Here is a 14,576-nt window from a genome sequence, read left to right on the forward strand (position 1 = left end):
AAATTGAAAAATTATGAAACAGCTACTCTTCTTACTTCGTAAAGAATTCCGACAAATTTTTCGGAACAAATCTATATTGGCCATTATTTTTGTTGCGCCGATGATGCAGCTCATTATCTTGCCTTTAGCTGCAAGTTATGAGATAAAAAACATCAATCTATCTGTAGTAGACCATAACCACTCTAGTTTTTCAAGGGAATTAATTCAAAAAATTACCGCAAGTAACTATTTCAAATTACAATATTACGGCGAAGACTACCAAAAAGCTTTTGAAACCATAGAAAGCGAAAAATCAGATATTATTCTAGAAATTCCACCAAAATTTGAACAAAATTTAGTGAGGGAAAATCAACAAAAAGTATTGGTTGCTATTAATGCAATAAACGGCACTAAAGCGGGTTTGGGAGGAAGTTATCTAGCACAAATTTTACAAGATTATAACCAAAATATCCAAACGAAACTCTCCCCACAATTGGTAGAATTTCAAAAAAATGCAGGTCTAGAAGTTAATGCTACCCTTTGGTTCAATAGATTTTACAACTACAGATTGGCTCTGGTTCCAGGTATTTTGGCATTTCTTGTGACGCTAGTTGGCGGAATGCTTTCTGCGCTAAACATTGTCTCTGAGAAAGAAATTGGCACAATTGAACAAATTAATGTTTCGCCCATCAAAAAATCTACTTTCATCCTAGGGAAACTTATTCCCTTTTGGATTTTGGCAAATGTAGCTTTTACCATGGGACTTTTGGTTTCCAGATTTGTCTATGGAATAGAAATTTATGGGAGTTTACCACTACTTTATTTCTTTGTGGGAGTTTATCTTTTAGCCATTTTAGGATTCGGCTTATTGATTTCCACCTATAGTGAAACGCAGCAACAGGCGATGTTTACCATATTTTTCTTCATGATGATTTTTATAATGATGAGCGGTTTATACACGCCCATTGAAAGCATGCCAGAATGGTCTCAAAAACTGACGCTTCTTAATCCGCTTACGTATTTAATAGAAGTGATTCGATTAATTATGCTCAAAAATTCTGGATTCAAAGATTTAATTCCACAGTTTATCTCCATTTTAGGAATGGCCGTTTTCTTTAACTCTTGGGCAGTTTGGAATTACAGAAAGACGTCATAATTTGGGAAAAAATCTAGATTTTCTTACTCTTTTTCATTTTTTGAGGGTAAAGAATTCATCTTTTTAAAATAAAATTCAGTTTTAGCAATCATAATAACGATTAATTATTATTTTTGTTTAAATTTATTTGGCTTATGAAGAAAATACTTGCGCTTTTAGCAATTTTTAGTATTGTTTGGCTTTCTGCTCAAAACACTTTTGTAAAAGACAATTACACCAAAAAAGAAGTGTATATCACCATGAGAGATGGTGTAAAATTATTCACCTCCATCTACATTCCAAAAGATATTTCTCCTAAAAACAAATATCCTTTTTTAATGCAGAGAACCTGCTATTCTGTAGCACCTTATGGTGAAGATCAGTATAAAAGAAGCCTTGGTCCGAATAAATTTTTACAAAACGATAAATATATTTTCGTCTATCAAGACGTTCGCGGAAGATACATGAGCGAAGGTACATTTACCAACATGACACCTCAAGTAGACCATAAAACCAAAAAAGACGTAGACGAAAGTACTGATACTTATGACACGATTGATTGGCTCATCAAAAATATTGAAAACAATAACGGAAATGTAGGTCAATACGGAACTTCGTATCCTGGTTTTTATGCTGCAGTTGGCGCTTTAGCAAATCATCCCGCATTGAAAGCTTCTTCTCCTCAAGCTCCAATTTCTGATTTTTGGTTTGACGATTTTCATCACAATGGTGCTTTTATGATGGGATATTTTAGAACTTTCCCTGTTTTTGGAGTACAAAAATCTAAACCTGAGAATTCTGCTTGGTATACAGAACAAAGCAAAAAATTAGGTGCAAAATCTGAAGATGGTTCACTTTTCTTCAATGAAATGGGAACGTTAAAAGAAGGCATTGACAAATATTACGGAAGAGATAATTTTTTCATCAATGAAATTGTAGACCATCCTAATTATGATGATTTTTGGAAAAAAAGAGACCTTTTACCTCATCTCAAAAACATAAAACACGCGGTAATGACAGTTGGCGGTTGGTTTGATGCAGAAGATTTAAGAGGTCCGCTTCACATTTATAAAACCATCGAAAAAAACAATCCTAAAGCTAAAAACTCTATTGTAATGGGGCCTTTTTCTCATGGTGGTTGGTCTTATGAAATGGGAAAACATTTTCATAATGAAGTATATTTCGGGGATAGCATTGCTACTTTTTATCAAAAAAATATAGAAACTCCGTTCTTTAATCATCATTTAAAGAATACTAAATCTGCAACTGAACTTCCTGAAGCCTATATGTTTGATACTGGGAAAAAAGAATGGAAACAATTTGCAGAATGGCCACCGAAAAATGCTCAAAAAACTGCTTTTTATTTAAGAGAAAACGGACAATTTAGCTCAGAATCTCCAAGTTCTGCTTCTTTCACAGAATATTATTCTGACCCAAACAAACCAGTTCCGAGCAGTACTAATTTGAAAGAATTCAATGGTTTTACGCCTAGAAATTACATGAGTGAAGACCAAAGATTTGCTGAAAATAGACCAGATGTAGCTTCTTTCACTACAGAAATCCTTGCAGAAGACCTTACTTTAGCTGGAGAAATTAAAGTAAAATTAAAAATAGCGACTACAGGAACAGATGCAGATTTCTTCGTGAAACTGATTGATATTTATCCTGCAGACGAAAAAGGAATGAAAGAAAAACCGGGCGTAATCTACGGAAATTATCACCAAATGGTAAGAAGCGAAATTATGCCGGCGAGATTTAGAAATTCTTTTGAAAAACCAGAAGCATTGGTTCCTAATCAAGAAACAGAAGTGGTTTTTAACCTTCAAGATGTATTACACACTTTCAAAAAAGGTCACAAAATCCAAATTCAAGTGCAGAGTACAGCTTATCCATTATTTGCCGTAAATCCTCAGAAATTTTTAGAAAATCCTTACAAAGCAGAAAAATCTGATTATACTAAAGCTTTCCAAAAAATCTTCAACAACTCAGTAATTGAAGTGGAGATTTTAAAATAAGAAAAATGTAGAATTGGCAGAAGAAATCTTCTGCCAATTTATTTTCAATCAAAAAATAATAGCTAACTTGTCAAGAAAAATTGGTTATGCAACCCGAAAAACCTAAAAATCTTAATGACCATCTTGCTAATGAAAGAACTTTTTTAGCATGGTTAAGAACGGGAATTGGAGTAATGGCGTTCGGTTTTGTAGTGGTAAAATTCTCTCTTTTTTTGAAACAATTTTCACTGATATTTGGAAACCAAAACATCATTCACAGCAAAAGTTATTCGGCAGAAATTGGGATTTTACTGGTCGTTTTTGGACTTATAATTTCCATTTTTGGATACTTCCTTTATAAAAAAACTGAAAAACAAATTAATGAAGATTCATTTAAAAATAATTCTTTTTTAATCGGGCTTTCAACCATTATATTGATTGTTTTCACCTTGATTCTCATTTGGTATTTGATCACCAGCGTAGAATCTTATGCGAAATAATTAAACCGTTTTCTTGGCTTCTTCCCAAAGAATATCCATTTCTTCTAAAGGCATTTCTGCAAGGTTAAGATTCTTTTCTAAAGCCAATTTTTCTAGCGTTTGGAAACGCTTGATGAATTTAAGATTGGTTCGTTCCAAAGCAGAATCCGCATTAAGCCCAGAAATTCTAGCATAATTAATCAGCGAAAAGAAAACATCTCCTAATTCTTGTTCCTTTTTTTCTGGATTGGTTTCGGCATGAAATTCGGCTAGTTCTTCATCTACTTTTTTCCAAGCATCTTCGGCAGAAGCAAATTCAAAACCAATTCCTTTTACTTTTTCCTGAATTCTATAAGCTTTAATAATCGGTGGCAAACTTTTCGGAACTCCTGCTAAAATAGACTTGTTTCCTTCTTTTAGCTTAAGTTTTTCCCAATTTTGCTTCACTTCTTCTTCGTCTTTCACTTCTATATTTCCATAAATGTGAGGATGACGGAAAATGAGTTTCTCGTTAAGTGAATTAATCACATCTGCAATATCAAAACTCTTCTTTTCGGAACCAATTTTAGCATAAAAAACCAAATGCAACAAAACATCACCCAATTCTTTCTTAATTTCTGTAAGATTTTCTTCGAGCAAAGCATCAGAAAGTTCGTAGACTTCTTCTAGCGTCAAATGTCTCAAAGATTGCAAGTCTTGCTTTTTATCCCAAGGACATTTTTCTCTCAAATCGTCCATTATATCGAGTAATTTAGAGAAAGCTTCTAGTTTTTGTTCTTTGGAATTCATGATGATGTGTAGATGAGATTATGTGATAAAAAAAACTTTGTCAAAGTTCGGAACTTTGACAAAGCTATGCAAATTACTTATTGCTAAAAGCAAAAAGTGAGATTACCCTTGTTTTCTTTGCGTAGATTTTACGGTAGTTTTAGCAGATGAAGATGCTTTCGCTTTTGGCGCAGCTGGTTTTTCTACTTTTGGAGCCGCTTTTTTAGCTGCTGCTTTCTTTTCTACAGATTTTTCTTCTACTATTTCAGCGTCTTCTACTGCTGGTTCTTCTGCTTTTACAAAAGCTTCTGGCTTAATATATCCTGCTTTTTGCAATAAGTTATACCATTGTACCAATTTCTTGATATCTGAACCATAAACTCTATCTACGTCATAGTTTGGTAAAACTGAAGACATGAATGCTTTCAATTCATTATCAGAAGATTTGTGATTAATCGCTTCTTTATAGTCAAATTTTTCAGCAATGTTTTTCATTACTTCAAAAAGTGGAACTTCTTGGTCAAAAGTATAAATCGCAATATTGTCTAATAAACTTACTTGAGAAGTATTAGAAATGCTTGCTTTTTTTCCTGTAGAAATATCTTCTACGATAAAACCTGATCTTAATTGCGTTACTAGGGTAAACAAACCTGGTTTCCCAGAAATCGAAATTATTTTTTCTAACTGCATTTTATTTTTATTTTTTTAAGTTCAATAGAGTTGTGTTCAAGATTTTTGGTGATTCAATGAGTCTCGAACTTGAAGCGTTTGTTACTTAGGAAATCTCATTTTATATCCTACATGAATATCTCCTGAAGTAATTTTAGTCAATTTTCCTTTGATGATTTTTTTCTTTAGAGGACTGAGTTTATCCGTAAAAAGTACGCCTTCAATATGGTCATACTCATGCTGAATTACTCTGGCTCTAATATCTGAAAAAGTTTCGGTATGTTTAACGAAATTTTCGTCAAAATATTCTATCAAAATCGTTTCTTTTCTGCTTACATCTTCTCTCACATCTGGAATCGAAAGACAACCTTCATTAAATTTCCACTCATTACCGCTTTCTTCTAAAATTCTAGCATTAATGAATACTTTTTTGAAATCTTGCAATTCATCTGCAATATCTTCATAGTCTTCATCATCAGCTAATGGGGTTACATCTACGATGAAAAGACGAATATCTAAGCCAATTTGAGGCGCAGCAAGACCTATTCCATGTGCTGCGTTCATGGTTTCGAACATATTGTCTATAAGTTCTTTAAGCTCAGGATAATCTGGTGAAATATCATGGGCTTTTTTTCTTAAAACTGTGTCTCCGTATGCTCTGATTGGTAAAATCATCTTTGTTTTTGTTCTAAAAAATTCTGTAAAATTATGGTAGCACTCACTTTATCAATAAGCGCTTTTTCTTGTCTCTGCTTTTTATTTTTCCCACTTTGAGAGATAAAAAACGAAGCCATTTTTGAGGTAAAACGTTCATCAAACCGATGAATTTCTACTTCGGGAAAAAGTTCTTTCACTTTTTCTATAAATTTTAAAATATCAGTCTCAATTTCTGATAAATTCCCCTTCAAATCAGTAGGTAAACCTATTACCAAAATTTCAACTTTATTTTCTGAAAAATATTTTTCTAAAAAAGAAAAAATATTTTTGGTTTCTACAGTAGTTAATGCGCTAGCAATCAACTGCATATCATCTGTAGCTGCAATTCCGCAACGCACTTTTCCGTAATCAATAGCAACTACTTGACTCATAGTTTGCAAATTTACTAAAATTTTTCAGCTTGTAGAAATTCAAATTTTTGCTAATTTTAAACTCAGAAACTTTTCTGCCTATGAAAACACTTCTTTTAGTAAGACATGCCAAAAGTGATTGGCCAACCAACATAGATGATTTTGACCGACCACTGAATGAGCGCGGACACAAAGATGCCCCTAAAATGGCGAAATTCCTCAAAGAAATTTCTGTAACCATAGATGCATTTGTGACCAGTCCTGCAAAAAGAGCATTGACTACTTGTAGATATTTTGCTGAAGTGTATGAAAATAAAAACATTCAAAAAATAGAAGAATTATACAATGCTTCGCCTACAGAATTTCTAGAAGTAATAGAACATCTGAACGATTCTTTAGATCATGTTGCCATTTTTTCTCACAATAACGGTATAACTTATTTTGCTAATTCTCTAACCAATGAAAATATAGAACACATGCCAACTTGTTCTGTGGTAGCTTTTAAAATTTCTGCCGAAAGTTGGAAAGAGTTTAAAAATGCAGAGAAAAATTTCTTATTCTTCCACAACCCAAAAGAAATATAAAACATGAAAATTGCAGCAATAGACATCGGGAGTAATGCAGCAAGATTGCTCATTAATGAAGTAAAAGAACCTAAAAAAGGCAAACCAGAATTTGTAAAATTGAATCTTCTGAGAATTCCTTTCAGATTGGGAATAGACGTTTTTACCACTGGCGAAATTGGCAAAGAAAGAAAGGAAATGGTCATTAAATCTATGAAAGTTTTCTCTCAATTGATGGAAATTTATGGCGTTGAACATTACCGAGCTTGTGCTACCAGTGCAATGCGTGATGCTAAAAATGGCAAAGAAATTATAGATTTGGTCAAAAAGGAATCAGGAATACAGATTGAAATTATTTCTGGTGATGAAGAAGCTACACTTATCTACGAAAATCACGTAGCAGAAGGACTTGACAAAAATTTTGGATATTTATACATAGACGTAGGTGGTGGTTCTACAGAATTAACATACTACGAAAATGGCAAAATGAAATATGAACATTCTTTCAATATTGGTACGATTAGATTGCTGAATAATTTGGTTACCAAAGAAAACTGGGAAGAAATGAAGACTGAAATAAAAACCAAAATCGTGAGCAAAAAACCTATGGTTGCAATTGGTTCTGGTGGAAACATCAACAAAATTTTCAGCATGAGCAAAACCAAAGATGGAAAACCAATGTCTGCGAATATGCTCAAAACATTTTATAAAGATTTAAAAGAACTTACCGTTGAAGAAAGAATGCTAAAACATAATTTGAGAGAAGACAGAGCAGATGTAATTGTTCCAGCGCTTGAGATTTTTAATAAAGTATTAGGTTGGGCAGAAATTTCACAAATTTTCGTTCCTAAAATTTCTGTTGCAGATGGATTAATTCACAGTATTTATGATAAAATTCGTAAATGATAATTTATAAAAACATTTTAACCATGAAAAAAATAATTATATTAGGTTTATTAGTACATTTAATTTCTTGTTCAGAAAATCAGGAAACATTTGAGAGAAAAGAAAATAAAGAAGAGGAAAAAGTTTCCAATTTAAAAATTCAAACTCATGAATCTTTTGAAATTGATAGCAGTGGAATTGTAATATTCCCTTTACAAATTGGAGAAACTGATGATTCTAGATTAAAAGGCTCTTTTGAGTCTGGAAAAAGAGATGCTTATTGGAACATGATTTTCTACAATACAAATACTGGAAAGAAACATTGGTTAAGTGACAAAAAAATGTTAATCCTTAATTATGAAACCAATTACGATAATAGTAGCTATTATTCTTCTGAGGATTCCGATACTCCAAAAATTGATAATTATTCTTCTAAATATTATATTTTCTATAATATGATTACAGAGGATTTTAACCAAGATAAAAAATTAAATTATAGCGATCCAACTTATCTTTTTATTACTGACAAAGAAGGCAAAAATTTAAAACAAATTTCCCCAAGCAATCTTAATGTAGTTGATTGGAAATTAATTCCAAAAACCAATAAGATTATCATCAATGCTAGAAAAGATATCAATGGAAATAAAAATTTTGAAGACAGTGAAGATGAATTAATCAATTTAGAATTTGATTTAAATAGTCAAAAAACTGCTAAATTAATTTTTGATAAAAAAGAGAAAGATTCTTTGATTAAAAATTTTAAAAAGAATTGGAATACAAAATAAAGATTGTTTTTTTTGCTAAATTAATATACATTTTAAAAATCATTTAAGAATTCTTTATACCTTTATTCTACCTTTCTGAAAAGAAAGGTTTTTTTCTTACAAAAATATAAAGAATGAATACTCAATTATCCTATGTTCACGGCGATTCTTCTATTCCACTTTTAGGAGAAACTATTGGCGAAAATCTAAAAAAAACAGTAGAAAGATTTCCTAAAAATGATGCTCTGATTTGCTCACACCAAAATTATCGAGCAACCTACGAAGAATTTTATGAGCAAACTTCACAAGTTGCCAAAGCAATTTTACATCTAGGTGCAAAACCAGGTGATAGAGTTGGAATTTGGTCTCCCAATCGTTATGAATGGGTTTTACTGCAATATGCAACTGCCAGAATTGGGATAATTTTGGTTAATATTAATCCTGCTTACAGAACCAGTGAACTTATTTTTGTATTGAATCAATCTCAAATCAAATATATGTTTGCGTCTTTGAGTTTCAAAACCAGCAATTATAAAAAAATGGTAGACGATGCTCGAGAATTTACCTCTACGTTAGTAGATGAAGTCTTTTTTGATGAAAACTGGGATGATTTTCTAAAAGGTGCGACTCACATTTCTGATGAAGAACTTCAAAATTATGAAAACCAAATTCAATTTGACGACCCTGTAAATATTCAATATACTTCTGGAACTACAGGTTTCCCAAAAGGAGTTACACTTTCTCATCATAACATTTTGAATAACGGATATTTCATTGGCATCAGGCTTCATTATACCGAAAAAGACAGGGTTTGTATTCCTGTTCCTTTTTATCATTGCTTCGGAATGGTCATCGGAAATTTATGTTGTACCGCTCACGGTTCTACCATGGTGATTCCTAATGATAGTTTTGACCCAAAACTTACGCTAGAAGTGGTAGAAAAAGAAAAGTGCACTTCACTATATGGCGTTCCTACGATGTTTATCGCTACTTTGCATGAATTAGATTTAAAAAATTATGATCTTTCAAGCCTTAGAACTGGTGTGATGGCAGGAGCGGTTTGTCCGCCAGAAGTAATGAAAAGAGTAGAAAACCAAATGAACATGAAAGAAGTGACCATTTGCTATGGAATGACGGAAACTTCGCCGGTTTCTACTCAGACTAAAATAGGAACTCCTTTTGAAAAACAAATTCACTCAGTAGGAACCATTCATGACCATTTAGAAATTAAAATCATCAATCCAGAAACGGGTAAAATCGTGAACAGAGGCGAAAATGGTGAACTCTGTACTAGAGGTTACTCTGTAATGCTGAAATATTGGGATAATCCAGAAGCAACCCATCAAGTTTTAGATAGCGCAAGATGGATGCATACTGGCGATCTTGCAATGATGGACGAAGAAGGCTACATTCATATTTCTGGAAGAATTAAAGACTTGATTATACGAGGTGGAGAAAACATTTCTCCTAAAGAAATTGAAGATTTTTTATATCAATATCCTAATGTTTTAGACGCTCAAGTTATTGGTGTTCCGAGTGAAAAATTCGGGGAAGAAGTAATGGCTTGGATTAAAGTAAGAGAAGGATTTTCTTTAACCGAAGAAGAACTTGTCAACTTCTGCAAAGGACAAATTGCCCATTATAAAGTTCCAAAATACTGGAAATTCGTGCAAGAATTCCCAATGACCATTTCAGGAAAAGTAAGAAAAGTAGAAATGCGCGAAATGGCAATTAAAGAACTCGGGTTAGGCAAAAAATAAATCGAAATATTCAAAAACAAAAGGCTGCAATTTGCAGCCTTCGTTTATTTTATTGTAAAAAGATTAGTCTACACTCACCACTTCTTTGATGCTTGGTACAAATTGTTTGATGGTATTTTCTACACCTAGTTTCATGGTAGAAAAACTCATAGGACAACCAGAACAGTTTCCTTGCAGTTTTACCATTACTCTATTGTCAATAACATCTACCAATTCTATATCACCACCATCATTATTTAGAAACGGACGAATACTTTCCAAAGCTTCCATTACTTTGGTTACTATTTCTTCGTGAGTGAGTTTATCTTTATTCATAATTTATTCAAAATTTGTATTCAAAAATTGTAATTCATCCAATTATTTCTTAGGCGAACAACCTGCCATTGTTGTAATTTTCACCGCTTCAGTTGGTGGTAGATTTTTATTTCTTTCTACTAAACTTTCTATCATTTTTTGTGCAGTTTCTTTATAGATTTCTGCAATTTTAGAACCTTCTTGCAATGCTACTGGTCTACCAACGTCTCCCGCTTCTCTAATGCTTTGAATTAAAGGAATTTCACCTAAAACTGGAATTCCTAAATCTTCTGCCATAAACTGAGCACCTTGTTTTCCAAAGATGTAATATTTATTTTCTGGCAATTCTTCAGGTGTAAAATACGCCATATTTTCAATTAAACCTAAAACTGGAATATTAATGCTTTCCATCGTAAACATAGCGATTCCTTTTTTCACATCTGCTAAAGCTACATGTTGCGGTGTAGAAACAATTACAGCACCCGTTACAGGAACTTCTTGAATAATCGAAAGGTGAATATCTCCTGTTCCTGGAGGAAGGTCAATCAATAAGAAATCTAGATTTCCCCAAGCTGCATCACGAAGCATTTGGTTCAATGCTTTACTTGCCATAGGTCCTCTCCAAACTACTGCTTGATTCGCTCCAGAGAAATAACCAATGGAAAGCATTTTCACGCCGTAATTTTCAATAGGTTTCATCATATTTTTACCATCTACTTCTATAGAAATTGGTTTTTCTGCTTCGGTGTCAAACATGGTAGGAACAGATGGTCCGTAAATATCTGCATCTAGAACACCTACAGAGAATCCCATTTTTTGTAAAGTCACGGCTAAGTTTGCAGTTACCGTAGATTTTCCTACACCACCTTTACCAGAAGCTATGGCGATGATATTTTGAATTCCCGGAATTTCTTTTCCTTTGATTTGGTTTTGTTGAACTTGCGAAGGTTCAGGTGAAGTGATTTTAAGTTTCAGCACTACTTGGTCACCAAATTCCGTAGCAAAAGCCTGCTTCATCGCTGCTTCCAGCTTCTTCTTTTCGTGCATTGCTGGGGAATGTGCAATCATATCAATGTACACATCATCACCCATTACTTGGAAGTTTTGTACTAAATCATCAACTTCTATTTCTTTCAGAAACTCCTGAACTCTGGTTTTCGTCAACATAATTTATTGAAATTTTTTGAGATACAAATTTACGTAAAAATAATTAATTTGGAATGAATAAAAATAACAATAATGGTAATTGATAGAATTGATTTACAATAAAAAAAACTTCAGATAGTTCCGAAGTTTTTAATTTTATATTTTTTAAATTTTTATAACTCACCACCGTGATTATCGAGCTGTCCTTCCCATTTAGAAACGGCTGAAGTAGCGAGTGCGTTTCCTAAAACATTGGTCATACTTCTTCCCATATCGCAGAAATGGTCTATCGGTAAAATGAGTGCAATTCCTTCTGGCGGAATTCCGAACATAGAACAAGTCGCTACAATAATCACCAAACTCGCTCTTGGAACTCCTGCAATTCCTTTCGATGTAAGCATTAATACTAAAAGCATAGTAATTTGTTGACCAACCGTCATATCGATTCCATAAATCTGAGCAATGAAAATAGAGGCAAAAGTCATGTACATCATGCTTCCATCTAAATTGAAAGAATATCCTAGTGGTAAAATAAATGATACTATTCTGTTATTACAACCAAAACGCTCTAATTCTGTTACCAACTTCGGAAAAACGGCTTCTGAACTGGTGGTAGAAAAAGCGATAAGCAAAGGTTCTTTTATTCTTCTTAATAATTCGAATAATCTATTTCCTAAAATGAGATAACCTACAATACATAAAATCAACCATAAAATAGCTAGTGCAAAGAAGAAATCTCGAAGATAAATCGCATAAACTTTGAAAATTTCAAAACCATTGGTGGCAACAACTGCTGCAATAGCTCCCAAAACACCAAGTGGAGCAAACCACATGATATAACCTACCATTTTTAGAATAGCATGTGCACAAACATCTAAAAATTTGATTACAGGTTTAGAATATTCATCACCCAAATGAGAAAGGGCAATACCAAACATAATAGAAAATAATACAATTTGTAAAACTTCATTGGTAGCAAAAGCTTCGAAAACGCTTTTTGGAACTACGTGTTTTACAAAATCTTCCAGAGAAAATCCTTTAGAGTTATCCAAGATTTCTTTAGCAGAATTGGCATCTTGAATAGGCAATTTGGTAACGTGACCAGGTTCTAACCAATTTACCAAAACCAAACCTAACATGAGCGAAACCAAAGAAGCAGTAATAAACCATAGCATGGCTTTACCTCCTACTCTACCAATCATTGCAGTATCTCCCATTTTCGCGATTCCCACAACCAATGTAGTGAAAACCAATGGTGCGATAATCATCTGTACTAATCTGATGAAAATGGTTCCGAGAAGTTTTATATTTTTAGAAAAAGATTCTGTATTTTCTGGAAACTGAGTGTGTACTACTCCACCAATAATTACCCCTAAAACTAAAGCAATGATAATTGCAAAGAAAAGTTTGTTTTGTCCTTTCATATATTGATTTTCTATAGAATACAAATATAGTTTTTTTAATGAAATATTGGTAATTGTTTTGAAGCGGTATTTCTGGACAAGCGATAGCAGTGGAAATCCTTTTTAGTGGCGGCAGCTTTGCTGCCGCCACTAAAAAGATTGTAACGAATAGCGCGGTCCCGAAATTTCTTGAATGGCAAAAACTTTGGAGAAATTTTCGGGATGGCCCAAAATAAAAAATCCCGAAAAATTGGACTGCCCCCAAAAAGTTAGACACTTTTTAGGGGCATTTTTTATGGGGAAAAGTAAATATTCAGTAGACTTTAAATTAAAAGCTATAAAGAGATATCACAAAGGGGATATTGGAACAGACGATTTAGGAAAACGCATTGGAGTTTGTGGTTCCTTGGTTCGTAAATGGATAAAATTTTATGAACTTTATGGAGTTTCAGGACTTGTTCGGCTTTCCAATACGCATTACACAAAAGATTTTAAATTAAAGATTTTATCAGTAATTGAGAAAGAGAATTTAAGTTTAAAAGAAGCGTCGAGAAGGTTTAATATTCCTGCGGAGTCCAGTATTCTTAGTTGGCAGCGTAATTACAAAAAAAATGGTATTTTAGGTTTAGAAAACAGACCCAGGGGAAGACCTAAAACCATGAGTAATTACAAGCGAAAAAAAAAGAAAACAGGCAAGCCCTTAACAAGGGAGGAAGAACTGTTGGAGAGGATTTATTATTTAGAAGCCGAGAACGCCATTTTAAAAAAGTTAGACGCCTTAATTCAGGAAAGGAAAAATCCAAAGCCATCGAAGAGTTAAGGCAGGACTTTGATTTAGCAGTACTGCTGCATTGTACATCGATGGCAAGAAGCAGTTTTTATTACTATCAAAAACGCTTTCAAATGAAAGATAAATATGCGGAAATAAAAGAAATGATTAAGCAGATTTATCATCGTCACAAAGGAAGGTTGGGCTATAGAAGAATTACTTTGCTTTTGAAAGAAAAAGGAATTTTGATTAATCACAAAACTGTTTTACGACTTATGAAAATATTAGGTTTAAAGAGTATTATCCGAGTGAAGAAATATAAATCTTACAAGGGAGAGCAAGGGAAAATTGCGCCCAATGTTCTACAGAGGAATTTCAAATCGGACACTCCTAATCAGAAATGGGCAACCGATGTTACAGAGTTTAATGTATCGGGTAATAAACTTTATCTATCTCCAATCATCGATTTATTTAATGGTGAAATTGTCAGTTTTGACTTATCTGAAAGACCTGTGTTTAGCCAAATCATCAGAATGCTAAAGAAATCATTCAGAAAAGTAAAATCTACACAAAACATCATTCTACATTCTGATCAAGGTTGGCAATATCAAATGAAACATTACCAAAACTTGTTAAAAGAAAAAGGTATTATTCAAAGTATGTCCCGAAAAGGAAACTGTTTGGACAATGCGGTGATAGAAAACTTTTTTGGAACGATAAAATCAGAAATGTTTTATGCCAGAAAGTTTGGTTCCATTCAGGAACTTAAGATGGAAATAGTGAAGTACATTCACTATTACAACAATGATAGAATAAGACTCAATCTCAAAGGAAAGAGTCCGGTACAGTACCGAACTCTTTCCTTTGAAAATATTGTTTAATTTTGTCTAAACTTTTGGGT

Annotated in this window: 15 protein-coding genes; 8 read left to right on the forward strand and 7 right to left on the reverse strand. The window is 33.1% G+C overall.

Annotation, left to right across the window (positions count from 1 at the left end):
• Positions 1-13: 13 nt before the first annotated feature.
• From KKQ79_RS08395 to KKQ79_RS08405, 3 genes are all read left to right on the forward strand, one after another.
• Complete coding sequence (locus tag KKQ79_RS08395; RefSeq protein ID WP_213189741.1) at positions 14-1,135, forward strand: ABC transporter permease; 1,122 nt, start codon at positions 14-16, stop codon at positions 1,133-1,135.
• Between the two features lie 134 nt (positions 1,136-1,269).
• A complete protein-coding gene (locus KKQ79_RS08400) occupies positions 1,270-3,129 on the forward strand; it encodes a CocE/NonD family hydrolase (protein WP_213189742.1) in 1,860 nt (619 codons plus the stop codon).
• A gap of 86 nt (positions 3,130-3,215) precedes the next feature.
• Complete coding sequence (locus KKQ79_RS08405; protein WP_213189743.1) at positions 3,216-3,608, forward strand: YidH family protein; 393 nt, start codon at positions 3,216-3,218, stop codon at positions 3,606-3,608.
• On the opposite strand, the gene mazG is transcribed toward KKQ79_RS08405, so the two are convergent.
• From mazG to ruvX, 4 genes are all read right to left on the reverse strand, one after another.
• The gene (gene mazG / locus KKQ79_RS08410; protein ID WP_213189744.1) at positions 3,609-4,376 is read right to left on the reverse strand and encodes a nucleoside triphosphate pyrophosphohydrolase; all 768 of its coding nucleotides are present in this window, start codon (positions 4,374-4,376) and stop codon (positions 3,609-3,611) included. It lies immediately after the preceding gene.
• Between the two features lie 102 nt (positions 4,377-4,478).
• On the reverse strand, positions 4,479-5,045 hold the full coding sequence (locus tag KKQ79_RS08415) for a DUF5606 family protein (protein ID WP_213189745.1): 567 nt from the start codon (positions 5,043-5,045) through the stop codon (positions 4,479-4,481).
• Between the two features lie 81 nt (positions 5,046-5,126).
• Positions 5,127-5,699, reverse strand: a complete 573-nt coding sequence (gene def / locus KKQ79_RS08420) for a peptide deformylase (protein ID WP_213189746.1) — start codon at positions 5,697-5,699, stop codon at positions 5,127-5,129.
• The gene (ruvX, locus tag KKQ79_RS08425) at positions 5,696-6,112 is read right to left on the reverse strand and encodes a Holliday junction resolvase RuvX (RefSeq protein WP_213189747.1); all 417 of its coding nucleotides are present in this window, start codon (positions 6,110-6,112) and stop codon (positions 5,696-5,698) included. The genes def and ruvX overlap by 4 nt, the downstream gene beginning before the upstream one ends.
• 80 nt (positions 6,113-6,192) lie before the next feature.
• Here ruvX and KKQ79_RS08430 point away from each other — a divergent pair, with 80 nt between their 5' ends.
• The 4 genes from KKQ79_RS08430 to KKQ79_RS08445 all read left to right on the forward strand — a co-directional run bounded on the left by KKQ79_RS08430 (position 6,193) and on the right by KKQ79_RS08445 (position 10,063).
• Positions 6,193-6,675, forward strand: coding sequence for a SixA phosphatase family protein (locus KKQ79_RS08430; protein WP_213189748.1), 483 nt, complete (start codon positions 6,193-6,195; stop codon positions 6,673-6,675).
• A 3-nt stretch (positions 6,676-6,678) separates the two neighbouring features.
• Positions 6,679-7,560 (forward strand): Ppx/GppA phosphatase family protein, encoded by an 882-nt coding sequence (locus KKQ79_RS08435; protein WP_213189749.1) that lies wholly within the window; start codon positions 6,679-6,681, stop codon positions 7,558-7,560.
• A 23-nt stretch (positions 7,561-7,583) separates the two neighbouring features.
• Complete coding sequence (locus tag KKQ79_RS08440; protein WP_213189750.1) at positions 7,584-8,324, forward strand: hypothetical protein; 741 nt, start codon at positions 7,584-7,586, stop codon at positions 8,322-8,324.
• 113 nt (positions 8,325-8,437) lie between these two features.
• Entirely contained in the window at positions 8,438-10,063 is a 1,626-nt protein-coding gene (locus KKQ79_RS08445; RefSeq protein WP_213189751.1) for an AMP-binding protein, read from the forward strand.
• 63 nt (positions 10,064-10,126) lie between these two features.
• Here the strand turns inward: KKQ79_RS08445 and KKQ79_RS08450 are convergent, their stop codons facing one another.
• From KKQ79_RS08450 to KKQ79_RS08460, 3 genes are all read right to left on the reverse strand, one after another.
• Positions 10,127-10,378 carry a NifU family protein gene (locus KKQ79_RS08450; protein WP_069797210.1) on the reverse strand — a complete coding sequence of 84 codons (252 nt, stop codon included), beginning with the start codon at positions 10,376-10,378 and terminating at the stop codon, positions 10,127-10,129.
• Between the two features lie 42 nt (positions 10,379-10,420).
• The gene (locus KKQ79_RS08455) at positions 10,421-11,524 is read right to left on the reverse strand and encodes an Mrp/NBP35 family ATP-binding protein (protein ID WP_213189752.1); all 1,104 of its coding nucleotides are present in this window, start codon (positions 11,522-11,524) and stop codon (positions 10,421-10,423) included.
• Between the two features lie 152 nt (positions 11,525-11,676).
• The gene (locus KKQ79_RS08460) at positions 11,677-12,927 is read right to left on the reverse strand and encodes a dicarboxylate/amino acid:cation symporter (protein ID WP_213189753.1); all 1,251 of its coding nucleotides are present in this window, start codon (positions 12,925-12,927) and stop codon (positions 11,677-11,679) included.
• Between the two features lie 274 nt (positions 12,928-13,201).
• Here KKQ79_RS08460 and KKQ79_RS08465 point away from each other — a divergent pair.
• Positions 13,202-14,556 (forward strand): IS3 family transposase gene (locus KKQ79_RS08465; protein ID WP_213190712.1). Its coding sequence is split into 2 segments (ribosomal slippage): positions 13,202-13,676 and positions 13,676-14,556, totalling 1,356 coding nucleotides; the frame shifts between segments, so codons are not numbered across the junction.
• The last annotated feature ends 20 nt before the right edge of the window (positions 14,557-14,576 follow it).

This window comes from Cloacibacterium caeni, from assembly GCF_907163125.1.
GTDB lineage: Bacteria > Bacteroidota > Bacteroidia > Flavobacteriales > Weeksellaceae > Cloacibacterium > Cloacibacterium caeni_B.